The sequence below is a fragment of the Streptomyces sp. JW3 genome (assembly GCF_052216785.1).
Classification (GTDB): Bacteria; Actinomycetota; Actinomycetes; order Streptomycetales; family Streptomycetaceae; genus Streptomyces.
In genome coordinates this window covers 15,730-37,670 of the sequence record NZ_JBQOUX010000050.1, presented here as the reverse complement: position 1 = coordinate 37,670, position 21,941 = coordinate 15,730, and the positions used below count along the sequence as shown (strand labels likewise).

Here is a 21,941-nt window from a genome sequence, read left to right as displayed (position 1 = left end):
AGTGGTGTAGACCTGTTGTAGCACGATGAAGGCAGCGTAAGGAACCCACGATTCCGCTTCGTGATGCCCACCCCGACGCCCGCCCCCGACGCCCGCCCCGCAGTTACCCCTTGGTGACGTCCTCCACCTCGTCCTCCGGCTCCCGCCCCGGTGTCTTCAGGTCGAACTTCGTGATCGCGAACCGGAAGACCACGTAATACACGACGGCGAAACACAGCCCGATCGGAATGATCAGCCACGGCCTGGTCGCCAGGTTCCAGTTGATGACGTAGTCGATCAGACCCGCCGAGAAACTGAACCCGTCCTTCACCCCCAGCGCCCACGTCACCGCCATCGAGACGCCGGTGAGCACCGCGTGCACCGCGTACAGCACCGGCGCGATGAACAGGAACGAGTACTCCAGCGGCTCGGTGATCCCGGTCACGAACGACGTCAGCCCCACCGACAGCATCAGCCCACCCACCTCCTTGCGGCGGTGCGGCTTCGCACAGTGCGCGATCGCCAGCGCCGCGGCCGGCAGCGCGAACATCATGATCGGGAAGAACCCGGTGGTGAACTGCCCCGCGTCCGGATCACCCGCCAGGAACATGTTGATGTCCCCGTGCACCACCGTGCCGTCCGGCTTCGTGTACGTCCCGAACTGGAACCACATCGGCACGTTCAGGAACTGATGCAGCCCGATCACCAGCAACGCCCGGTTCGCCAGCCCGAACACCCCCGCGCCCCACGCGCCGATACTGGTCAGCCAGTCACTGAAACTCTCCAGCGCACCCCCGATCGGCGGCCACACCCACAGACACAGCGCCGCGAACACGATCGACACGAACGCCATGATGATCGGCACCAGCCGCCGCCCGTTGAAGAAACCGAGCCAGTCCACCAGCCGCGTCCGGTGGAACCGCTGCCAGAAGTACGCCGCCAGCAACCCCACCACGATCCCGCCGAACACCCCCGGGTTCTGGTACGTGAACGCCGTGACGGTCCCCGAACCGTCCGTCAGCCGGCACCCGACCCCCGCCACCGCCTCCGACCCCTGCGGACAGTCCTGCGGAAACTGCCGCAGCACATTGAAGTAGACGAGGAACCCCGCCACCGCCGCCAGCGCCGTCGACCCGTCCGCCTTCCGCGCCATCCCGATGGCCACACCCACACAGAACAACAGCGGCAGCCCCAACGACCCGTCCAGCAGCGCACCCCCCGCCCCCACCATCACCTTGGAGACGTTCGTCCACCCCAGCCCCTCGTCCCCGAACACATCCGGCTGCCCCAGCCGGTTGAGGATGCCCGCGGCCGGCAGCACCGCGATCGGCAGCTGAAGACTGCGCCCCATCTTCTGCAGCCCCTGGAACAACGCGTTCCAGCGGGCCCGTACGGGAGGGGCCGCGGCGTCGGCACTCATCCGGTCTCGGTCTCCTTGGCTGTACGGTGGTGTAGACCAGTCGGCGGACGGTTCGCTTCCGCTGTCGTGACGCTGTCGTGACGCCATCATTCGGTACGCACCGCGTGAACGCTCGCGAAGATGGGCCGACTGTGGGTTACTGCGAAAAAGCGGTTCGGATCAGGGAGAAGGAACATGGCCACCAAGGCTGAGAAGATCGTCGCCGGGCTCGGCGGCATCGACAACATCGACGAGATCGAAGGCTGCATCACCCGCCTGCGCACCGAGGTCCACGACCCCTCCCTCGTCGACGAAGCCGCCCTCAAGGCCGCCGGCGCCCACGGCGTCGTCAAGATGGGCAGCGCCATCCAGGTCGTCATCGGCACCGACGCCGACCCGATCGCCGCCGACATCGAAGACATGATGTGACCCACCCGCTCACCGCACAGGGGGTCCTTCCCGTCCCGGGAGGGACCCCCTTCCCGTGCGGCTAGGCTCATCCGCATGTCACGCATCGACGGCCGCACGCCCGAACAGCTCCGCCCGGTCACCATCGAACGCGGCTGGAGCAAGCACGCCGAGGGCTCCGTCCTCGTCTCCTTCGGCGACACCAGAGTCCTCTGCACCGCCTCCGTCACCGAAGGCGTCCCGCGCTGGCGCAAGGGCAGCGGCGAGGGCTGGGTCACCGCCGAGTACGCCATGCTGCCCCGCGCCACCAACACCCGCGGCGACCGCGAGTCCGTCAAGGGCCGCATCGGCGGCCGCACCCACGAGATCAGCCGCCTCATCGGCCGCTCGCTGCGCGCCGTCATCGACTTCAAGGCCCTCGGCGAGACCACCATCGTCCTGGACTGCGACGTCCTCCAGGCCGACGGCGGCACCCGCACCGCCGCCATCACCGGCGCCTACGTCGCCCTCGCCGACGCCATCACCTGGGGCCAGGCCAACAAATTGATCCGCCCCAGCCGCAAGCCGCTCACCGGCACGGTCTCCGCCGTCTCCGTCGGCATCATCGACGGCACCCCCATGCTCGACCTGCGCTACGAGGAAGACGTCCGCGCCGACACCGACATGAACGTCGTCTGCACCGGCGACGGCCGCTTCGTCGAGGTCCAGGGCACCGCCGAGGCCGAGCCCTTCGCCCGCGACGAGCTCAACACCCTCCTCGACCTCGCCACCGCCGGCTGCGCCGAACTCACCGGCCTCCAGCGCAAGGCCCTCGAAGCCACCCTGGAAAGGTAAAGCCCGGGGAAAGAACAGCGGCCTGGGCACGCAACTGGACCGCCCGCCCCCGCGTCCCTACAGGTACGGGCGTACGGCCTCGCCGCCGTACGCCCGGCGCAGCTCACGCAGCACCGCACAGGGGGGCCGGACGGCCCTGTCCGTAGGGAAGGACCGTACTCATGGCCACGACCCGCCGACGCCGAAGTCGTCGCACCGCCCTCGCCGCAGCCGCCGTGGCGGCCGTCGCGCTGACCGGTGGCCTGACCACCGGCTGCGACGCCGTCGACAAGGCACTGGACTGCGTCCAGACCGCCGACGCCATCGCCGACAGCGTCACCGCGCTCCAGCAGGCCGTCGAGGCCGCGGGGAACGACCCGATGCAGCTGGAAGAGTCCCTGGACACCATCGAAAAGAACCTCGACAAGATCGGCGACAAGACCGACAACGCCGACGTCAACAAGGCGGTCGACGACCTCGGCCAGGCCGTCGACAACGTCCGCACCTCGGTGGAGAACGGCGACGCGACCCCCGACATCAGCCCGGTCACCGACGCGGCCGGCGAACTGACGAAGGTCTGCACGCCGTAACCCGGGTGGGGACGGGGGCGGGTCACCGGAATACTGGTCCGCATGACCCGCCTGATCCTCGCCACCCGCAACGCCGGAAAGATCACCGAACTCCGTGCGATCCTGTCGGACGCCGGGCTGCCCCACGAACTGGTCGGCACCGACGCGTACCCCGACATCCCGGACGTCAAGGAGACCGGCGTCACCTTCGCGGAGAACGCCCTCCTGAAGGCCCACGCCCTCGCCCAGGCCACCGGCCTGCCCGCCGTCGCCGACGACTCCGGCCTCTGCGTCGACGTCATGAACGGCTCACCCGGCATCTTCTCGGCCCGCTGGGCCGGCCGGCACGGCGACGACCAGGCCAACCTGGACCTCCTCCTCGCCCAGCTCACCGACATCGCGGACGAACACCGCGGCGCCTACTTCGCCTGCGCGGCGGCCCTGGCCCTGCCCGACGGCACGGAACGCGTGGTCGAGGGCAAACTGATGGGCACCCTCCGCCACACCCCCGCCGGCCTCGGCGGCTTCGGCTACGACCCGATCCTCCAGCCGGAGGGCGAGACCCGCACCTGCGCGGAACTGACCGCGGCGGAGAAGAACGCGATCAGCCACCGGGGGAAGGCGTTTCGGGGGTTGGTGCCGGTGGTGCGGGAGTTGTTGGGCTGAAGACAGGCGAAAGGCCCCGCGCCTACGAATCTCAGGCGGGGGCCTTCAGCACCTGTGGGCCCGGTGGGACTCGAACCCACGACACACCGGACCTAAACCGGCGCCCTCTTGCCAGCTGGGGTACGGGCCCGCAGCAGTCCTACTCTACTGGGATCCGGGGGGTCGCTCGTCGTCGTCCCCCTCGGCACCAGGTGCTGGTGACGGCGTGGCAGTTGGGGCACAGCAGGCGAAGATTCTCGCGCCGGTTGTCGCTCCAGTTGCCGTTGATGTGATCGACCTCCAGTGTCATGGGCTTGCCGAGCCACTCCGAGGCGGTGCCGCATCTGGCACACGCCTCGGGTACACCGATTTCTCGCAGTGCGCGACGCAGCAGCGAGGTCGCGGTCCGGCGACTGCTGTCGCTACGGACCAGGACGTCTTCGGCGCGCTTGGCCGTCGGACTCGCCCGGCCCTGTTGATGCGCTTGCCCGAGAAAGTGGGAGGTGTCGATGTCGTCTTCCGCGATCCATTGGTGAAACTGCGCGCGCAGTCGGCCGTTGCTCGGCCTGCCCAAGGCCCGCAGGGCACCTGCGATGGAGATCGCTTCCGCGACCGCGCTCCGCAACTCGTCGGTGGCCGGCTTGGCGGACGGGTTCCTGCCCCGCCGCCGACGAGGGAAGTGTGCGATGTCAATGCCGAAGTGATCGAAGCGTTTGAACAGGTGGCGACGGAGATTGCCATAGGGCTGGGCGCCGAGGAAGGCGATGACCTCGTCGATGTCGGCACACCTCTCGGCCGCTTCGGTCAGCCGCTCACGGGTGTACCGCATGCCGCTGCTCGTCATGCGGCCCGCCTCTTGCTTCGGCCGCGGTAAGTGTCCGTCGTCGAGTGGCAGTTGGGGCAGAGCAGTCGTAGGTTCTCGGCCCGGTTGTTCCGCCAGTTGCCGTCGATGTGGTCGACCTCCAGCGGCAGGGGCTCTCCGAGCCACATCGCCTCGATCCCGCAGAGTGCGCAGACTTCCTGCACGCCCAGCTCACGCATCGCCCTCTTGAGCCGACTGCTCGGCATGCGCACGGCGCGCTCCGTCAGGTCCTCGACGAGGATCTCGTCGGCGGTCCGTCGGCGACGATTGTCCCTCTGCCGTTCGGTTCGGGGCGCCGGAGTGAAATGCGAGGTGTCCAGTCCGTAGGCCTTGATGCGCCGGGAGATGTGTGTGTGATGTCCGCCGACGGCGTCGAGTCCGAGTCGGCGCAGGACTTCGTTGACGCTTTTCGACTCGGCGACTACCGGTTCAAGGATTCCCTTGGTCCACTTCACTCCCTCGCGTTCGAAGTGGGAGACGTCCACGTCCAGCTTTCTCATCCGGTCGAAGAGGTACCGGCGCTTCCAGCTCTTCGGGTCCACCCCCAACCGCACCAACGCCTCCGACAGCGTCCGGGCCCCCCGAGCCGCCGCCTCCAGTCGCTCCCGCGTGTATGTACTGCTCTCCATCGAGTCGTCCCCTCCGATTCCCGGCCCCCGTTCGGAACCTCGTACGGAGTAACGAACCGGTTATCGGACAGTCACGCGCGATAAACGGAAGGGGCCCTGCCGGTCGCCCCGGCAGAGCCCTTCGCGGTGGCGGCTCAGATGCCCAGGTCCTTGATGATCTTCGCTACGTGGCCGGTGGCCCGGACGTTGTACAGGGCCTTCTCCACCTTGCCGTCCTCGTCGACCACGATCGTGGAGCGGATGACGCCCAGGTAGGTCTTGCCGTAGTTCTTCTTCTCGCCGTACGCGCCGTACGCGTCCAGGACCGACTTGTCGGGGTCGGCGAGGAGGGTGACCTTCAGGGATTCCGTGTCGCGGAACTTGGCCAGCTTCTCGGGCTGGTCGGGGGAGATGCCGAGCACGTCGTAGCCGGCGCCGGCCAGCAGGTCGAGGTTGTCGGTGAAGTCGCACGCCTGCTTGGTGCAGCCGGGGGTAAGAGCCGCGGGGTAGAAGTAGACGATGACCTTGCGGCCCTTGTGGTCGGCCAGGGACACCTCGTTGCCGTCGGCGTCCGGGAGGGTGAAGGCGGGGGCCACGTCCCCGGGCTGCAGTCGCTCGCTCATCGCAACAGCGTAACCGGGGGTCCTGACAGTGCGGCGAGCCGCGGAGCTGACAGACTGTCCGGAACAGGAACAGCAGAGCACTGCACAGGATCGCTTCACATCGGAGGCCGTACGGTGGCGGACACGTCGGACACGAGAACCCCGGCGCAGATCGAGGCGGACATCAAGCGCCGCCGCGAGGTGCTGGCCGAGACGCTCGACGAGATCGGGGTGCGGGTGCATCCGAAGACGATCATGGGTGATGCGAAGGCCAAGGCCGCGGCGGAGGTCGATCGCACGCTCGGGCGGGCGTACGTGCAGGTCAACCGAGCCGTGAGTGACGTCAAGGGGCGGTTCGTGAACGAGGACGGCTCGCCTCGGCTGGAGCGGGTCGTGCCCGCCGCGCTGGTGGTCGTCGGGGTGGTGGGCCTGGTCGCCCTCGGCACCCGGCGGCGTCGGCGCTGAGGCGGAGCAGGTAGGTTCGGGGCCGTGAGCGCCAAGAGAAACGACCACAGCACCCAGGACGACAAGCTGCCCATCCGCATGCTGCACGACCGCGTACTCGTGCGGCAGGACGTCGGCGAGGGCGAGCGGCGTTCCGGGGGTGGCATCCTGATCCCCGCCACCGCGGCGGTCGGCAAGCGGCTGGCCTGGGCGGCGGTGGTCGCCGTCGGGCAGAACGTCCGGACGGTGGAGCCCGGCGACCGGGTGCTGTTCGATCCGGAGGACCGGGCCGAGGTCGAGGTGCGGGGGGTCGGGTACGTGTTGATGCGCGAGCGCGATCTGCACGCCGTGGCGGCGGACCGGTTCGAGGGGTCGGAGGACTCCACGGGCCTGTATCTCTGACCTCCCGGCACGCGCGGCAAAGGGGCTGGTGGCCCTTGTCACCAGCCCCTTCCGCTTGTCCTTTGCTAGCCTCGGAGGACCCCGACGAGACGCGCCGTACCGGGTCACGCAAAGACGACGCACCACCGTTCAGTTCGCTTCACGGAGGTGCCGTCATGGCCTGGGTTCTGCTGATCGTCGCCGGTCTGCTGGAGGTCGGCTGGTCGATCGGGATGAAGTACAGCGAGGGGTTCACGCGGCTCGTGCCGTCGCTGTTCACCGGTGCCGGGATCGTCGCCAGCATGCTGCTGCTGTCGTACGCGGCGCGGTCGCTGCCGATCGGTACGGCCTACGGGGTGTGGGTCGGGATCGGGGCGGCCGGGGCGGCGGTGCTCGGCATGGTGGTGCTGGGGGAGCCGGTGACCGCCGCCCGGATCTTCTTCGTCTGTCTGCTGCTGGTGGCCGTGGTCGGGCTGAAGGCGACCTCCGGGCACTGAGTCACTCGCTGGTCACTCGCTGCCGGTGGGGTCGGGGAACGGCCAGGACGGGTTGTCGCCGCCGATCCCGCCGCTCATGTCGTCGCCCCCGCCGTCGTCGCCGGGCGGCGCGTCGTCCCCGCCGGTCCCGGTGTCGCCGCCGTCCCCGGTGCCGGTGTCGCCGCCGGGGTCGGTCCCCTCGTCGCCGCCGGTCGCGTCGTCGCCGGGGGTGCCGGTGTCGCCGGTGCCGGGCGGAGTGACGCCGCCGGTGCTGCCGGGGGTGGTGGGAGTGTCCGGGGTCTTGCTGTCGTCGGCGCTGGGGGAGCCGGTGCCGGTGGAGCTGGCCGAGGGGTCGGTGGAGGACGGGGCCGCGGTCTCGGCGGCGCCGCGCTGGAGGCGCAGGTCGAAGCTGCTGACCGGTTCGCCCTTCAGGGCCTGGCGGGTGTACTGGCCCCAGATCTCCGCGGGGGCGCCGCCGCCGTTGATGCGGGCCAGGCCGGTGGCGCCGTAGAGCGGCATGTGGGCGGCGGTTTCCGGGTCCTGGCCCATGACGGCGACCACGGTGGCCAGTTCGGGGGTGTAGCCGGCGAACCAGGCGGCGGTGTCCTCCTCGGCGGTGCCGGTCTTGCCGGCGGCGGGGCGGCCGGCGGCCTGCGCGGCGGTGGCGGTGCCCTTCTCGACCACGCTGCGCAGCACGGAGGTGGTGGTGTCGGCGGCCTGCCGGGTGATCGCCTGGTGTTCCTCGCGCGCGGGCAGCTTCACTTCCTGGTCGCCGTCCTTCACGACCTTGTCGACCAGGGTGTACGTGCCGTGCTTGCCGTGGTTGGCGAGGGTGGCGTACGCCTCGGCCATGTCCAGGACGCCGGCCTGGGCGACGCCGAGCGCGATGGAGGGGCTTTCCACCAGGTCGGGGGTGTCCTCGGGCAGTCCGAGGTCGACGGCGGTCTCCTTGACCTTGTCGGAGCCGACGTCGACGGCCATCTGCGCGTACACCGCGTTGACGGACTTGTCGGTGGCCTCGCGGACGGTGATGTCGCCGTAGTCGGTCTGGTCCTCGTTCTCGGGCGCGTAGTGGCCGCCGTCCCAGCCCTGGACGGGACGTTTGTTGGTGCCGTCGTAGGTGGTGTTGGGGGTGATGCGGCGGCCGTCCTGGGTGACGGAGGAGTTCTGCACGGCCGCGGCGAGGACGAACGGCTTGAAGGTGGAGCCGACCTGGAAGTCGCGGCGGGTGGCGCTGGGGGTGTACTGCTTGACGTAGTCGATGCCGTTGTACATCGCGACGACCCGGCCGGTCTGCGGGTCGACGGAGGCGCCGCCGGCCCGGACGTAGGTGTCGACCTTGCGGTTCTTCTTGTCCAGCTGGGACATCAGCTTGTCGTCGACGGCTTCGACGAAGGCGTCCTGCCGGTCCTTGTCCAGGGTGGTGGTGATGCGGTAGCCGCCCCGGTCGAGGTCCTCCTCGGCGACGACGTCGTGCTGGATGAGGTAGTCCTTGACGATGGTGACGACATAGCCGCGCTGGCCGGACATGCCGGTGGAGGTGGTGGTCTCCTTCGGCATCGGGAAGGTGGCCTTCGCCCGCTCGGCGGCGGTCAGCCAGCCCTGGTCGGCCATGCCGTCCAGGACGTAGTTCCAGCGGGCGGTCGCGGCGCCCTTGTTCTCGGGGTGGGCGACGACGTCGTACGCGCTGGGGGCGTTGAGCAGGGAGGCGAGGTAGGCGCCCTGGGCGGCGGTCAGGTCGGTGGCGTCGATGCCGTAGTACGCCTGGGCGGCGGCCTGGATGCCGTAGGCGCCGCGGCCGAAGAAGCTGGTGTTGAGGTAGCCCTCGAGGATCTCGCTCTTGCTCTTCTCCCGGTCGAGCTTGATCGAGATGAAGAACTCCTTGGCCTTGCGGGTGAGGGTCTGTTCCTGGGCCAGGTAGTAGTTCTTGACGTACTGCTGGGTGATGGTGGAGCCGGACTGCTTGCCCTTGCCGGTGGCGGTGTTCCAGCCGGCCCGGAGCATGGCCTGCGGGTCGATCGCGGACTCGGTGTAGAAGTCGCGGTCCTCGGCGGCGAGCACGGCGTGCTGGGCGTCCTCGGAGATGCCGGAGAGGCCGACGTTCTCCCGGTTGACCTTGCCGTCGCGGGCCAGCACGGTGCCGTCGGCGTACAGGTAGACGTTGCTCTGCTTGAGCGCCAGGGCGTTGGCGGAGGGGATCTTGACCAGGGAGTAGCCGAGGAAGAAGCCGCCGACCAGCAGGACGGCGACGACCAGGACGGTGCCGAGCGTCATGCGCCAGGTGGGGACCAGGCGGCGCCAGCCGGTCCGCCGGGGCCTGCCGCCCTCGGGTTGCGGTCGGCGGGCCCAGCCCGGGGCGGCCGGCTGGTTCGGCTGCGGCTCTTCGCTCATGGTGTGCGTGCGGCTCCTGTGGGTGGTGCTCCTGGAAGAAGACTGTCCCATCCGGAGATCGGTTCCCTCCGCAGCGGCCCCGGGAAAACCCGTGGCGTGCCTCCTTCGGCCGGTACTAGGCTCCTGCGCTTCGGTGTCCGGCGGCGGGAGGAGGCGGGGGTGGGTGGTGGTGTGGGATCGGGGCGGTTGTACGTCGCCGTCGCCGCGGGCGGGTTCCGGCGGTACGCCACGTACCGGGTGGCCACCGTGGCCGGGGTGTTCACCAACACGGTGTTCGGGCTGATCCTGGTCTATACGTACCTGGCGCTGTGGGACGAGCGGCCGGCGCTGGGCGGCTACGACCAGGGGCAGGCCGTCACCTATGTGTGGATCGGGCAGGCGCTGCTCGCGGCGCTGGCGATCGGCGGCGGCGGGGTCGAGACCGAGCTGGCGGAGCGCATCCGTACGGGTGACATCGCCATCGACCTGTACCGGCCGGCCGACTTCCAGCTGTGGTGGCTGGCGGCGGACGTGGGCCGGTGCCTGTTCCAGTTGCTGGGGCGCGGAGTGGTGCCGTTCGCGTTCGGCGCGCTGTTCTTCCCGGCGTACGTGCCCTCCGACGCGGGGACCTGGGCCGCGTTCCTGGTGGCGGTGGGGCTGGCGGCGGTGGTCAGCTACGGCATCCGGTTCCTGGTGGGGCTGGCGGCGTTCTGGCTGCTGGACGGCACGGGGGTGCAGCAGCTCGCGTTCATCGTGGCGTTCTTCTGCTCGGGGATGCTGCTGCCGCTGAACGTGTTCCCGGGGGCGCTCGGCGACGTGGTGCGGTTGCTGCCGTGGTCGGCGCTGCTCCAGGCGCCGGCCGACGTGCTGCTGGGGGAGGCCGATCCGTGGCGGACGTTCGCGTTCCAGGCCGGGTGGGCGGTGGTGCTGCTGGCCGCCGGGCGGCTGGTGTGGTCGGTGGCGACGCGGCGGGTGGTGGTGCAGGGTGGCTGACGGGAGCGGTGGCGGGGGACGGCTGCTCGACGGCGGCCGGGGTGATGGGCTGCCGGACGACGGCCGGGGGGTCGGCGGGCTGCGGGCCTACGGGATGGTCGCCGCGATGTGGATCAGGTCGACGATGGCGTACCGCACGTCGTTCGTGATCACCACCTGCGCGAGTTTCGTGACGACCGGCCTGGACTTCGTCGCGGTGCTGCTGATGTTCTCCCGGGTGGACGCGCTGGGCGGCTGGTCGCTGCCCGAGATCGCGTTCCTGTACGGCCTGTCCGGGATCGCGTTCGGGCTGGCGGACCTGGCGATCGGGTCGATGGAGCGGCTGGGCCGGCGGGTCCGGGACGGCACCCTCGACCTGCTGCTGGTGCGTCCGGCGCCGGTGCTGGCGCAGCTCGCGGCCGACCGGTTCGCGCCGCGCCGGGTGGGGCGGGTGCTCCAGGGCGCGCTGGTACTGGGCTTCGCGCTGTCCGCGCTGGACGTCGACTGGACGCCGGCCAAGGTGCTCCTGGTGCCGGTGATGGTGGCGGGCGGCGGGGCGATCTTCTGCGCGGTGTTCGTGGCGGGGGCGGCGTTCCAGTTCCTGGCGCAGGACGCGTCCGAGGTGCAGAACGCGTTCACCTACGGGGGGACGACGCTGTTGCAGTACCCGCCGTCGCTGTTCGGGACGGAACTGGTGCGCGGGGTGACGTTCGTACTGCCGCTGGCCTTCGTCAACTGGGTCCCGGCGTCGTACGTACTGGACCGGCCCTATCCGCTGGACCTGCCCGGCTGGACGGCGTTCGCGTCGCCGCTGGTGGCGGTCGGGTGCTGCGCGCTGGCGGGCCTGGCGTGGCGGGCGGGGCTGCGTTCCTACCGGAGTACAGGGAGCTGAGCCAGATGGACGGTGCCGACTTCATTCGGCTGGCCGGCGTCGAGAAGGTGTTCGACGTACGGAAGAGGACCGGGTTCCTGCGCCGGGAACGGCGCGAGGTGCGGGCGGTGGACGGGCTGTCGTTCACCGTGGCGCGCGGCGAGATGGTCGGCTACATCGGGCCGAACGGCGCCGGGAAGTCGACCACCATCAAGATGCTCACCGGCATCCTGACCCCGAGCGGCGGCACGCTGCGGGTGGCCGGCATCGACCCGGCCCGTGAGCGCACCCGGCTGGCCCGCCGGATCGGCGTCGTCTTCGGGCAACGGACCACGCTGTGGTGGGACCTGCCGCTGATCGACTCCTACCGGCTGGCACACCGCATGTACCGCATCCCGGACGCCCGTTACCGGGAGAACCTCGACCGCTGCGTGGAACTCCTCGAACTGGGCGCCCTGCTGGACGTGCCGGTGCGCCAGTTGTCGCTGGGCCAGCGGATGCGCGGCGACATCGCGGCGGCGCTGCTGCACGACCCGGAGGTCCTCTACCTCGACGAGCCGACCATCGGCCTGGACGTCGTCTCCAAGGCCAAGGTGCGTGGCTTTCTGCGCGAGCTGAACACCGAGCGCGGCACCACGGTCCTGCTGACCACGCACGACCTCACCGACATCGAGCAGCTCTGCTCCCGGGTGATGGTGATCGACCACGGGCGGCTGATGTACGACGGTCCGCTGGCCGGCCTGCACGAGGCGGGCGAGTCCGAACGGACCCTGGTGGTCGACCTGGACCAGGAACTCCCGCCGATCGAGGCGCCCGCGCCCGCCCGGGTGGTCCGGGTGGAGGGGCCCCGCCAGTGGCTGTCCTTCCCGGCCTCGGCCTCGGCGGCCGACCTGGTGGCCCGGATCGCCGCCGCGTACCCGCTGGTCGACCTGTCGGTCCGGGAGCCGGACATCGAGACGGTGATCGCCCGGATGTACGTGGAGCGGGCGGGCCGGTGGGGCCGGGAAGGCGGGGAAGTCCAGGCATAGTGCCCGCGCCGCCGAACTCGTAGGCTGCTGTGCATGACCGACGACGCCCCGGACCTCCGGGCCTCCGACGCCGACCGTGAGCGAGTCGCCGAAGTCCTGCGGGACGCCCTCGCGGAGGGGCGGCTGGACATGGCGGAGTTCGAGGAGCGGCTGGACGCCACGTACGCGGCGCGCACCTACCGCGACCTCGCGCCGATCACCAAGGACCTGCCGGCCGGGGCGGTGGCGGCGGCGCCGAAGGTGTCGATGACCAAGGAGCCGGCCGAGCCGGGGAGCTGGGCGGCGCGGATCACCGGCGGCGAGGGCTCGTCGACGTGGGCGGTGGCCGTGATGTCCGGTTTCCAGCGCAAGGGGCGCTGGCGGGTGCCGAAGCGGTTCAACTGCTTCGCGTTCTGGGGCGGCGGGGAGATCGACCTGCGCGAGGCGGACTTCGCGGACCGCGAGGTCGTCGTCAACTGCGTGGCGGTGATGGGCGGGATGAACGTGGTCGTGCCGCCCGGCGTCGAGGTCGTCGTGCGCGGGATCGGCGTGATGGGCGGCTTCGACCACAGCGAGGAGGGCGTGCCCGGCGACCCGGGCGCCCCGCGGGTGGTCGTGACTGGCTTCGCCTTCTGGGGCGGGGTCGGTGTGGAGCGCAAGCTGCCCCGGGCGGAGCGGCAGCGGCTGAAGCAGGAGCGGCGCCAGGAGCGGCTGGACCGCAGGGAGGCCAGGCGGGAACTGCGCGCCTCCTTGCGGGACGACGTGCAGGACGCCCAACAGCGGATGCTGGAGGGCCACCGCGAGATGGTGGACCGCCACCTGGACCGCCACCTGGACCGCCACCTGGACCGGAAGTTCAAGAAGGACTGACTCCCTTCTGACCCCGTCCTGAGCCCCTTTCTCCGCCCGGGAAACGCGCGTGCGTGGCCCCGCTGATCGATCTACCCTCAGGTGTTCCGACTGCCCCCGGCTGACAGGGAGTTCACTATGAGAGCACCGCGCACCGCCATAACCGCCGCCGCCGCCGCGGCCGCCGCCGTCGCATCCCTCACGTTCGCCGCCCCCGCCCTGGCCGCCACTCCGGCACCCGCACCCGCACCCGTACCCGCGTCCGCCGTCGTGGCCGTGGACGACGAGGACGAGTACGACGAGGACGAGTACGACGAGGACGAGTACAACGAGCTGAGGATCGCCATCGCTCAGCTCATCTCCCTGCCGCAGGCCGGCAGTGAGGTGCGGGAAAAGGGCCGGGAGGCCCTGGACGGCACGGTCGAGGAGATGCGCGCCTTCGTGGCGACCGGCTACCGCCTCGCCCAGGCCCAGGACGACCGGGTCGCCCTCGCCCGGCTCTACTCCCTGCCCGAGTCCGGCCCGGAGCTGAAGGCGGCCGTCCGCGAACTGCTGCGGACCAGCGACCCGGAGGAGATGCGCTGGTTCCTGGAGGTCGGCCAGTACGAGCTCACCGGCTGAACCGGCGACACAGCCGGCGACACAGCCGGCGTCACAGCCGGGCCGGTGCCGCCCCCGCCAGGTCGTCCAGGTCGACCGCGCCGGCCATCCGCGCGTACCCCTCGTCACTGGGGTGCAGGTGGTCGCCGCAGTCGTAGTCGGAGCGCAGCCGGCGCGGGTCGTACGGGTCGCGCAGCGCCTTGTCGAAGTCGGCGACCGCGTCGAACACCGCGCCGTCCCGGATCGCGGCGTTGATCTCCTGCCGGACCGCCTCGCGGGCGTCGCTGTAGCCGCGGTGGCCGCCGAACGGCATCAGGGTCGCGCCGATCACCTTCAGGCCGCGCGCGTGCGCCCGTGCGACCAGGGTGCGCAGGCCGTCGAGGATGGCGTCGGGGTCGGCCAGGGCGGGGTAGCGCAGGATGTCGTTGACGCCGAGGTCGATCACGACGGCCCGGACGCCGGTGCGGCCGAGCACGTCCCGGTCGAAGCGGTCGAGGGCGCTGGGGTTGTCGGGCGGGCTGCCCACGCCGCCGGTCAGCACCCGGTTGCCGCTGATCCCCTGGTTGACGACGCTGTAGCGCGGCACGTCCCGCCCCTCCTCGACCGCCGTGCGCAGCCGCGCGGCCAGCACGTCGGTCCAGCGCCGGTTCGCGTCGGCGGTGGAGGTGGCGCCGTCGGTGATGGAGTCGCCGAGCGCCACCACGGTGCCCTCGGCCTCGTTGCTGAGCAGGTCGAGGGCGCTGAGGTAGCGCCAGTACGGCGTCGGGGTGTAGCCGCCGCCGGTGCTGTCCTCGGCGCGGTCGCCGGTGGCCAGGTAGCTGGTCTGCCGGGCCCCCGAGTGATAGGTGACCGGGCCGGACGGGGTGGGGGAGTAGGTGCTGACCAGGACGTCGGCGCCGTAGGGGACGGTGAGCCGGACGGGGTCGCTCATCACCTGCCGGCCGGCCGGGACGACCACCCGGGTGGCACCGCCGAAGGTCAGCCGCCGCATCGTGCCGGGGGCCGCGGCGGCGGTGCCGGTGCCGTCGGCCAGCGCGACGGAGGCGTGGCTGACGGTCAGCGGGGTGGCGCCGTAGAGGTTGGACAGCGTGACGCGGGCACTCGTACCGCCGATGCCCGCGTGCACCACGTTGCGCACCGAGCGGCCGGCCATGCCGTTGGTCCGGGTGCCTGGTTCGGCGCCGGACGGGGAGGCGGACCAGGCGCCGACCCAGCGGCCGGTGGAGGCGGGCGCGGCGGCGCCCGGCGGGGCGTGGCCGGCGGCGCGCGAGGTACGGCCGCGGGTGCCGTCGTCGGCCGCGACGCCGACGTATATGGCGACCGACAGGGCCACTATGGCCGCGACGACGGCGGCGAGCAGGGCGCGTTGCCGGGCCGGGGGAGCGGGGGATACCGGGGGCGTCCCCGGGCCCCCGTCATGACCGTGGGTCATGTCGTGCCGTTCTCCTCGGGAGATGGGAGCTTGAGGTTCCGGAGAGGGAAACCCGGGGCTCCGATCTGACGATCCCATGATGCGTCATGGGGTCGGGAGGCGCGGACGGGACTCCGCCGCGATACCCCCTTCGGACAGACGCCGGGAACTTGTGTTCCGTTCCGGGAGTCGGTCAGGAAGGGACAATGTGTGAGGGATCACCGGACGTGTGCGGAGCAGGTGGCGAACGGATGGAGCGGATGAAACAGACCAGCGGCAAGCGGCCCGAGGACGCGGCGGCCGCCCGTCCCGGCGCCGCCGTGAACCGCGCGATGAACACGTTCAGCCCGGCGGACGAGGAGAAGCGGCGCGGCGTGCGCCGGATGAAGCTCACCGCCACCGGCCTGCTGCTCCTCGTCGCCCTGGTCTACGTACTGGCCGAACTGGCCGCCCACCACGGCGCCGGCGGCTGGGCGGGCTATGTCTCCGCCGCCGCCGAGGCCGGCATGGTCGGCGCGCTGGCCGACTGGTTCGCGGTCACCGCCCTCTTCCGCCACCCGCTCGGCCTGCCCATTCCGCACACCGCGATCATCCCCAAGAAGAAGGACCAGCTCGGCGTCTCGCTGGGCGAGTTCGTCGGGGAGAACTTCCTCTCCGAGGACGTGGTACGGCAGCGGCTGCGCGCCGTCGGCATCGGCTCCCGGCTCGGCGCCTGGCTGGCCGTCCCCGAGCACGCCGACCGGGTCACCGCCGAGCTGTCCGCCGCACTGCGCGGCGCCCTGACCGTGCTGCGCGACTCCGACGTGCAGGCGGTGGTCGGCGAGGCCATCACCCGCCGCGCCGACGCCCAGGAGATCGCCCCCGGCGTCGGCAAGATGCTGGAGCGGGTCGTCGCCGACGGCGGCCACCGCCGGGCCGTCGACCTGGTCGTCACCCGCGCCCACGACTGGCTGGTCCTGCACGGCGACAACGTGCTGGACGCGGTGCAGGGCGGCGCGCCCGGCTGGACGCCCCGGTTCGTCGACAAGCGGGTCGGCGAGCGCGTCTACAAGGAGCTGCTGCGCTTCGTCACCGAGATGCGCGACATGCCCGCCCACCCGGCGCGCGGCGCCCTGGACCGCTTCCTGTCCGACTTCGCCGCCGACCTCCAGTCGGACACCGAGACCCGGGCCCGGGTGGAGCGGCTGAAGACCGACGTCCTGGGCCGCGGCGAGGTGCAGGACCTGATCGCGTCCGCCTGGACGGCCGTACGATCCATGATCGTTTCGGCGGCCGAGGACGAGCGCAGCGAGCTGCGGCTGCGGGTGCGCGCCTCGCTGCTGTCGCTGGGCGCCCGGATGGCCGCCGACGGCAAGGTGCAGAGCAAGGTCGACCAGTGGGTCGAGGGCGCCGCGGTCTACGTGGTGACCACCTACCGCCGCGAGATCACCTCCCTGATCACCGACACGGTCGCGGGCTGGGACGCCGAGCACACCACCAAGAAGATCGAGGCCAACATCGGCCGCGACCTCCAGTTCATCCGCATCAACGGCACGGTGGTCGGCTCGCTCGCCGGGCTGCTGATCCACACGGTCTCGCGCATGCTGGGGGCGTAGCCGGCCTCCCGGCGTGACTCCGGCGGACCAGGGCACAAGGGAGGCGTTCGCCGGACGTTCCAAGGGCGTCCGATCGACGTCCGATCGGCGTTCGCTCGACGGAGAGGGAGCCCATGACAGCAGACTCGTCGCCGGGCCCGGTGCCCGCCGCCACCGGAATCGTCACCACCGCCGTCCCGGCCCGCCTGGACCGGCTGCCCTGGTCCCGCTGGCACTGGATGATCGTGATCGGCCTCGGCACCGTCTGGATCCTGGACGGCCTGGAGGTCACGATCGTCGGCAACGTGGCCGGCCGGATCGCCGAGGACGGCAGCGGCCTGGACATCAGCGCCGCGCAGATCACCGGCCTGGCCGCCGCCCTGTACGTGGCGGGAGCCTGCTGCGGCGCCCTGTTCTTCGGCTGGCTCACCGACCGCTACGGCCGCCGGAAACTCTTCATGGTGACCCTGGTGGTCTACCTGGCGGCGACCGCGATGACGGCCCTGTCCTTCGAGTCCTGGTGGTTCTTCCTCTTCCGGTTCCTGACCGGGTTCGGCATCGGCGGCGAGTACGCGGCCATCAACTCCGCGATCGACGAGCTGATCCCGTCGAAGTTCCGCGGCCGGGTCGACCTGATCATCAACGGCAGCTACTGGCTCGGCGCGATCGGCGGCTCGCTGCTGTCCATCGTCATGCTGAACACCGACATCTTCCCGATGGAGTGGGGCTGGCGGCTCAGCTTCGCCCTCGGTGTCGTCCTCGGCCTGGTGATCCTGCTGGTCCGCCGCCATGTCCCGGAGAGCCCGCGCTGGCAGTTCATCCACGGGTACGGCGACGAGGCCGACGGCCTGGTCTCCTCGGTGGAACGGGAGATCGAGCACGAGAAGGGCGAGCGGCTGCCGCCCCCGGCCGGCGAGATCACCATCCACCAGCGCAAGAGCATCGGCTTCGGCCTGATCGCGAAGACCGTCTTCGGCAAGTACCCGCGCCGCGCGGTCCTCGGCCTGTCCCTCTTCATCGGCCAGGCGTTCCTCTACAACGCCATCACCTTCGGCTTCGGCACCATCCTGATCACCTTCTTCGACGTGCCGACCGGCCACACCGGCTACTACTTCGCCGTCATCGCCGCGGGCAACTTCCTCGGCCCACTGCTGCTCGGCAAGCTCTTCGACACGGTCGGCCGGCGGATCATGATCTCGTCGACGTATCTGCTGTCGGGCGTGCTGCTGTTCGGCACCGCCTGGCTGTTCGACCGGGGTTCGCTGACCGCGACGACGATGACGGCGTGCTGGTGCGTGGTGCTGTTCTTCGCCTCGGCCGGCGCGTCCAGCGCGTACCTGACCGTCTCCGAGGTCTTCCCGATGGAGACCCGGGCGATGGCCATCGCCTTCTTCTACGCCCTCGGCACCGCCGCCGGCGGCATCAGCGGCCCGCTGCTCTTCGCCGACCTCACCGAGTCCGGCGTGGTCGGCGACACGGTGCTCGCCTTCCGGATCGGCGCCGGGCTGATGTGCGCGGCGGGCATCGTGGCCGCGTTCCTCGCGGTGAGGGCGGAGCGGCGCTCCCTGGAGGACATCGCGGAGCCGCTGTCGGCGGCGGAGGCGCGGACCTGACGGGGCCCGAGGGGACGAGAGCCCGGGTTTCAGGGCTGCCGGCCGGCGACCGTGTCAGCCCCGCCGGTCGGCGACCGCCCAGGACGCCAGGGCCACCGCGCCGGCCACGCCGAACACGGCCGGCCAGGCGCCGACCTTCTTGGCCAGCGGGTGCGACCCGGCGAACGCCGCGACGTACGCGGCACCCAGCGCACCCGCCGCCCTGCCGCCCGCCCGCCGCTGCCACTGGGTCGCCGCGACCGTCCCGGCGGCGGCCAGCACGGCGCCGCCGAGCTGCCGCTTCCCGGTCCAGCGGGCGACGCCGTAACCGCCGACAAGACCGCCGGCGGCCACCAGAGAACTCGGAATCTTCGTCATGGCCCGAGGCTAACTCTCACCTGCGACACCCCCCATACCTGAGCCCAGGCTTGTCAACTTTCCTCCCGCGAGCTATATAAGAAGACGTAACCGAGGGCATCGCACCGACCCTGTGGAGAGGAGAGAACTGTGATGCTCATGCGCACTGACCCGTTCCGCGAGTTCGACCGGCTCGCCCAGCAGGTCTTCGGCACCAACGCGGCCGCGGCCCGCCCCGCGGCGATGCCGATGGACGCCTACCGGTCCGGTGACGACTTCGTCGTCCACTTCGACCTCCCCGGCATCGACCCCGAGTCGATCGAGCTGGACGTCGAACGCAACGTCCTGAACGTCCGCGCCGAGCGCCGGTCCCCGGCCCCCGAGGGCGCCGAGACCGTCGTCGCCGAGCGGCCCACCGGCGCGTTCACCCGCCAGCTCTTCCTCGGCGAGACGCTCGACACGGACCGCGTCGACGCCGCGTACGACGCCGGCGTCCTCACCCTGCGCATCCCGGTCGCCGAGCAGGCCAAGCCGCGTCGCATCCAGATCAGCGGCGGCGGCGACCGCAAGCAGATCAGCGGCTGACCGCCGGTCCCGAGGCCCGTGGGTCCGGCTCCGCCCGGCTCCGACTGGACCCACGGGACCCACGGGCCCCGACCGCCCCGGCACTCCTGCCCCTCACCCCCTCTGCCCCCCGCTCACCCCGTCCGAAACGGAGGACAAACCCCCACATGACCGTGCCGACGATGCCGACGAAGCCGACGCCGACTGTGGCGACGAAGCCGGCGACGAAGCCGACTGTGGCGACGAAGCCGGCGACGAAGCCGACCGTGCCGACCCCGACGCCGCCCCCGGCACCGGCGTCCAGGGCCGAGGCGCCCGCAGGGCCCCGTCCCGCCTGGGCCGACCTGGTGGAGCAGGTCCGCGAGGCCGGCCGCTACCCCACCCGCCCGGAGGCGGAGCGCGTCATCCGCGTCGTCCTCTCCGCCCTCGGCGGCCACGTCGTCGGCGACGAACGGGTCGACCTGGCCCGGGCCCTGCCCGAGCAGGCCGCCCGGGTGGTCGCCGCGCAGATCCCGGCCACCCGCCCGCTGACCGCCGCCGAGTTCGTCGACTCGGTCGCCGCGCGCATCGCGGGCGCCACCCCGGCCACCGCCCGCTGGGACGTCAGCTCCGTACTCAGCGTCCTGCCGCCGCTGGTCGGCGACGACCTGATCACCCGTGTCCTCGACCGCCTCCCGCCCGGCTACGCCCTGCTCTTCGGCCGCGCGGACCTCACCCCGGCCGCCTGACCCGGCCTCCGACGGGCACCGGCCGGTCACCCACCCGGCGCCCCAGGGCCGGCGGCGGCCGCCGCCCGGGGACGACGCTTGGCCCCGGGCGGGGACGACGCTCGCCCTCGGCCCCGACCCGGCCGCACCGCCGCACCGCCCGCACGGTGCCGCGCCGGCTCCCGCCCCCAGTCCGGGCCCGCACGCTGCCCATAGCGCGCCGCATCACTCGAACGGGTACCTGACCCCGTGCACCGCACGGCACTTGATCGTTGCACCACCGGCGAGGCCGCGAGCCCGACGAGCCCGCGCCCCGCCGGAGCACGACGACGATGAGGAGACGACGGGATGACCGCGCAGGAAAAGGGCCGGGACAGCGGGGACGGCGGGGACGGCTGGGACAGCCGGGCCCCCGGGAAAGAGAACGCGCACCACGTCCCCCGCACCGCCCTGGTGGACGGCGCCAGCGTGGCCTACTGGGAGGCGGGCCCGCCCGAAGGCGAACCGATCCTCCTGCTGCACGGCTACCCGGCCAACCACCGCTGCTGGCGGCACCAGATCCCGCCCCTGTCCCGCACCCACCGCGTCATCGCCCCCGACCTGCTCGGCTGGGGCGACTCCGACCACCCCCTCCACCTGCCGTTCGACTACGACACGGAGGTGGCCCGGGTGGGCCGCTTCCTGGACGCCCTCGGCATCGACTCGGCCAACCTCTTCGGCCACGACTACGGCGGCTTCCTCGCCCTCGGCTTCACCCAGGCGCACCCCACCCGGGTCCGCCGCCTAGCGATCCTCAACAGCCGCGCCCAGTCCTCCTTCACCCGCCCCTGGTACACCGTCTTCACCCTCCTCACGGTCCTCGGCCGCATCCCGGTGCTGCGCGCCGCGGCCCGCCGGCTCCCCTTCACGGCCCTCCACCGCCGCGCCTTCACCCCGCTCCTGCGCTCCGGCCACCTCGACCCCGCCACCCTGCGCACCTACGTCGACTGGATGGACACCCCCGAGGGCCGCCGCGGCCTCCTGCACTTCTTCTCGGACTACCGCACGGCCCCCCGCCCCGAACTGCGCCGCCGCCTCGGCGAGATCAGCTGTCCGACGGCGGTCGTCTGGGGCCGCGAGGACCCCTACCTCGGCCCGGCCATCGCCACCGAACTCGCCGCCCACGTCCCCGGCGCCGACCTCACGATGCTGGACGACACCGGCCACTGGCTCATGGAGGAACGCCCCGAGGAGACGACAGCCGCCCTGACCCACCTCCTGGCCCGAAACCCATGACACATTCGCGCCCCCGCCCTGTCACACTCCCGCCGCCCCCTCCGTCATACGGGCGTACCGATTCAGCGCACTCGCGGAGGAGCCCTTCATGAACGCCGCCCGACTCGACCTGTTCGCCAACCCGGTCACCAGGAAGCTCTTCGGCCACCTCAACGCGGCCGGCCAGGTCGTCACGGACTCACCCCTCCCGCCCGCCACCCAGGAACTGGTGAAGATCCGCGCCAGCCAGATCAACGGCTGCGGCTTCTGCCTCGACATGCACACCAAGGAGGCCACGGCGGCCGGCGAGACCCCGACCCGCCTGCACCTGGTCGCCACCTGGCGCGAGGCCACCGCCTTCACCGACGCCGAACGCGCCGCCCTGGAACTCACCGAACAGGGCACCCGCCTCGCCGACGCGTCCCCCGGCGTGACGGACGAGGCATGGGCCGCCGCCGCCAAGCACTACGACGACGACCAACTGGCGGCCCTGATCTCCCTGATCGCGGTCATCAACGCCTACAACCGCGTCAACGTGATCGTCCGCCAGCCGGCGGGCGGCTACCAGCCGGGCATGTTCGGCTGACCCACCCGCCCCGACACGCCCCCGCGCGACCACCGGCCCGG

25 protein-coding genes, 1 tRNA gene and 1 riboswitch are annotated in these 21,941 nt (G+C 71.5%); of the genes, 18 read left to right on the top strand and 8 right to left on the bottom strand.

The features are described 5' to 3' along the window. Positions 1-103: 103 nt before the first annotated feature. On the bottom strand, positions 104-1,399 hold the full coding sequence (locus ACTT8P_RS20985; RefSeq protein WP_442833221.1) for a PTS transporter subunit EIIC: 1,296 nt from the start codon (positions 1,397-1,399) through the stop codon (positions 104-106). 174 nt (positions 1,400-1,573) lie between these two features. Here ACTT8P_RS20985 and ACTT8P_RS20980 point away from each other — a divergent pair, with 174 nt between their 5' ends. From ACTT8P_RS20980 to rdgB, 4 genes are all read left to right on the top strand, one after another. Beyond that, positions 1,574-1,807, top strand: coding sequence for a glucose PTS transporter subunit EIIB (locus ACTT8P_RS20980; RefSeq protein WP_215166487.1), 234 nt, complete (start codon positions 1,574-1,576; stop codon positions 1,805-1,807). Positions 1,808-1,882: 75 nt separating this feature from the next. Then, positions 1,883-2,620, top strand: a complete 738-nt coding sequence (gene rph, locus ACTT8P_RS20975) for a ribonuclease PH (RefSeq protein WP_442833220.1) — start codon at positions 1,883-1,885, stop codon at positions 2,618-2,620. A 161-nt stretch (positions 2,621-2,781) separates the two neighbouring features. Then, positions 2,782-3,189, top strand: coding sequence for a hypothetical protein (locus tag ACTT8P_RS20970; protein ID WP_442833219.1), 408 nt, complete (start codon positions 2,782-2,784; stop codon positions 3,187-3,189). Between the two features lie 42 nt (positions 3,190-3,231). After that, complete coding sequence (gene rdgB / locus ACTT8P_RS20965) at positions 3,232-3,834, top strand: RdgB/HAM1 family non-canonical purine NTP pyrophosphatase (protein WP_442833218.1); 603 nt, start codon at positions 3,232-3,234, stop codon at positions 3,832-3,834. Between the two features lie 55 nt (positions 3,835-3,889). Here the strand turns inward: rdgB and ACTT8P_RS20960 are convergent. From ACTT8P_RS20960 to bcp, 4 genes are all read right to left on the bottom strand, one after another. Further along, positions 3,890-3,964, bottom strand: a tRNA-Leu gene (locus tag ACTT8P_RS20960). Between the two features lie 9 nt (positions 3,965-3,973). Continuing rightward, on the bottom strand, positions 3,974-4,657 hold the full coding sequence (locus ACTT8P_RS20955) for an HNH endonuclease signature motif containing protein (protein ID WP_442833217.1): 684 nt from the start codon (positions 4,655-4,657) through the stop codon (positions 3,974-3,976). After that, on the bottom strand, positions 4,654-5,304 hold the full coding sequence (locus tag ACTT8P_RS20950; RefSeq protein WP_442833216.1) for an HNH endonuclease signature motif containing protein: 651 nt from the start codon (positions 5,302-5,304) through the stop codon (positions 4,654-4,656). Before ACTT8P_RS20950 ends, ACTT8P_RS20955 begins: the two co-directional genes overlap by 4 nt. Positions 5,305-5,438: 134 nt before the next feature. Then, the gene (gene bcp / locus ACTT8P_RS20945; protein ID WP_442833215.1) at positions 5,439-5,906 is read right to left on the bottom strand and encodes a thioredoxin-dependent thiol peroxidase; all 468 of its coding nucleotides are present in this window, start codon (positions 5,904-5,906) and stop codon (positions 5,439-5,441) included. 114 nt (positions 5,907-6,020) lie between these two features. Here bcp and ACTT8P_RS20940 point away from each other — a divergent pair, with 114 nt between their 5' ends. From ACTT8P_RS20940 to ACTT8P_RS20930, 3 genes are all read left to right on the top strand, one after another. Continuing rightward, positions 6,021-6,350 carry a DUF3618 domain-containing protein gene (locus tag ACTT8P_RS20940; protein WP_442833214.1) on the top strand — a complete coding sequence of 110 codons (330 nt, stop codon included), beginning with the start codon at positions 6,021-6,023 and terminating at the stop codon, positions 6,348-6,350. 24 nt (positions 6,351-6,374) lie between these two features. Continuing rightward, a complete protein-coding gene (locus tag ACTT8P_RS20935; protein ID WP_442833213.1) occupies positions 6,375-6,731 on the top strand; it encodes a GroES family chaperonin in 357 nt (118 codons plus the stop codon). A 64-nt stretch (positions 6,732-6,795) separates the two neighbouring features. Then, a riboswitch (guanidine-III (ykkC-III) riboswitch) is annotated at positions 6,796-6,855 on the top strand. A gap of 31 nt (positions 6,856-6,886) precedes the next feature. Beyond that, a complete protein-coding gene (locus tag ACTT8P_RS20930) occupies positions 6,887-7,207 on the top strand; it encodes a DMT family transporter (RefSeq protein WP_320782228.1) in 321 nt (106 codons plus the stop codon). 12 nt (positions 7,208-7,219) lie between these two features. Here ACTT8P_RS20930 and ACTT8P_RS20925 read toward each other — a convergent pair whose 3' ends face one another. Next, positions 7,220-9,577, bottom strand: coding sequence for a transglycosylase domain-containing protein (locus tag ACTT8P_RS20925; RefSeq protein WP_442833212.1), 2,358 nt, complete (start codon positions 9,575-9,577; stop codon positions 7,220-7,222). 171 nt (positions 9,578-9,748) lie between these two features. On the opposite strand from ACTT8P_RS20925, the gene ACTT8P_RS20920 reads away from it, so the two are divergent. From ACTT8P_RS20920 to ACTT8P_RS20900, 5 genes are all read left to right on the top strand, one after another. Next, entirely contained in the window at positions 9,749-10,549 is an 801-nt protein-coding gene (locus ACTT8P_RS20920; RefSeq protein ID WP_442833238.1) for an ABC transporter permease, read from the top strand. A 22-nt stretch (positions 10,550-10,571) separates the two neighbouring features. After that, positions 10,572-11,420 (top strand): ABC transporter permease, encoded by an 849-nt coding sequence (locus ACTT8P_RS20915; RefSeq protein WP_442833237.1) that lies wholly within the window; start codon positions 10,572-10,574, stop codon positions 11,418-11,420. 5 nt (positions 11,421-11,425) lie between these two features. After that, on the top strand, positions 11,426-12,427 hold the full coding sequence (locus tag ACTT8P_RS20910; protein WP_442833211.1) for an ABC transporter ATP-binding protein: 1,002 nt from the start codon (positions 11,426-11,428) through the stop codon (positions 12,425-12,427). A 33-nt stretch (positions 12,428-12,460) separates the two neighbouring features. After that, positions 12,461-13,276 (top strand): DUF1707 SHOCT-like domain-containing protein, encoded by an 816-nt coding sequence (locus tag ACTT8P_RS20905; RefSeq protein WP_442833210.1) that lies wholly within the window; start codon positions 12,461-12,463, stop codon positions 13,274-13,276. 117 nt (positions 13,277-13,393) lie between these two features. Further along, positions 13,394-13,876: an ALF repeat-containing protein gene (locus ACTT8P_RS20900; RefSeq protein WP_442833209.1), complete on the top strand. Its 483-nt coding sequence runs from the start codon at positions 13,394-13,396 to the stop codon at positions 13,874-13,876. 31 nt (positions 13,877-13,907) lie between these two features. On the opposite strand, the gene ACTT8P_RS20895 is transcribed toward ACTT8P_RS20900, so the two are convergent. Continuing rightward, positions 13,908-15,287 (bottom strand): SGNH/GDSL hydrolase family protein, encoded by a 1,380-nt coding sequence (locus ACTT8P_RS20895; RefSeq protein WP_442833208.1) that lies wholly within the window; start codon positions 15,285-15,287, stop codon positions 13,908-13,910. A gap of 230 nt (positions 15,288-15,517) precedes the next feature. On the opposite strand from ACTT8P_RS20895, the gene ACTT8P_RS20890 reads away from it, so the two are divergent. Together ACTT8P_RS20890 and ACTT8P_RS20885 are read left to right on the top strand one after the other, a co-directional pair. After that, positions 15,518-16,861 (top strand): DUF445 domain-containing protein, encoded by a 1,344-nt coding sequence (locus tag ACTT8P_RS20890; protein WP_442833207.1) that lies wholly within the window; start codon positions 15,518-15,520, stop codon positions 16,859-16,861. 113 nt (positions 16,862-16,974) lie between these two features. Beyond that, complete coding sequence (locus tag ACTT8P_RS20885; protein WP_442833206.1) at positions 16,975-18,453, top strand: MFS transporter; 1,479 nt, start codon at positions 16,975-16,977, stop codon at positions 18,451-18,453. A 54-nt stretch (positions 18,454-18,507) separates the two neighbouring features. Here ACTT8P_RS20885 and ACTT8P_RS20880 read toward each other — a convergent pair whose 3' ends face one another. Then, complete coding sequence (locus ACTT8P_RS20880; protein WP_442833205.1) at positions 18,508-18,810, bottom strand: hypothetical protein; 303 nt, start codon at positions 18,808-18,810, stop codon at positions 18,508-18,510. 132 nt (positions 18,811-18,942) lie between these two features. Between ACTT8P_RS20880 and ACTT8P_RS20875 the strand changes: the two genes are divergently transcribed. The 4 genes from ACTT8P_RS20875 (at position 18,943) to ACTT8P_RS20860 (ending at position 21,900) form a co-directional block, all read left to right on the top strand. After that, positions 18,943-19,374 (top strand): Hsp20/alpha crystallin family protein, encoded by a 432-nt coding sequence (locus ACTT8P_RS20875; RefSeq protein ID WP_442833204.1) that lies wholly within the window; start codon positions 18,943-18,945, stop codon positions 19,372-19,374. Between the two features lie 215 nt (positions 19,375-19,589). Beyond that, positions 19,590-20,081, top strand: a complete 492-nt coding sequence (locus tag ACTT8P_RS20870; protein ID WP_442833203.1) for a DUF2267 domain-containing protein — start codon at positions 19,590-19,592, stop codon at positions 20,079-20,081. A gap of 327 nt (positions 20,082-20,408) precedes the next feature. After that, complete coding sequence (locus tag ACTT8P_RS20865; RefSeq protein ID WP_442833202.1) at positions 20,409-21,335, top strand: alpha/beta fold hydrolase; 927 nt, start codon at positions 20,409-20,411, stop codon at positions 21,333-21,335. Positions 21,336-21,423: 88 nt separating this feature from the next. Beyond that, positions 21,424-21,900, top strand: coding sequence for a carboxymuconolactone decarboxylase family protein (locus ACTT8P_RS20860; protein ID WP_442833201.1), 477 nt, complete (start codon positions 21,424-21,426; stop codon positions 21,898-21,900). Positions 21,901-21,941: the final 41 nt, after the last annotated feature.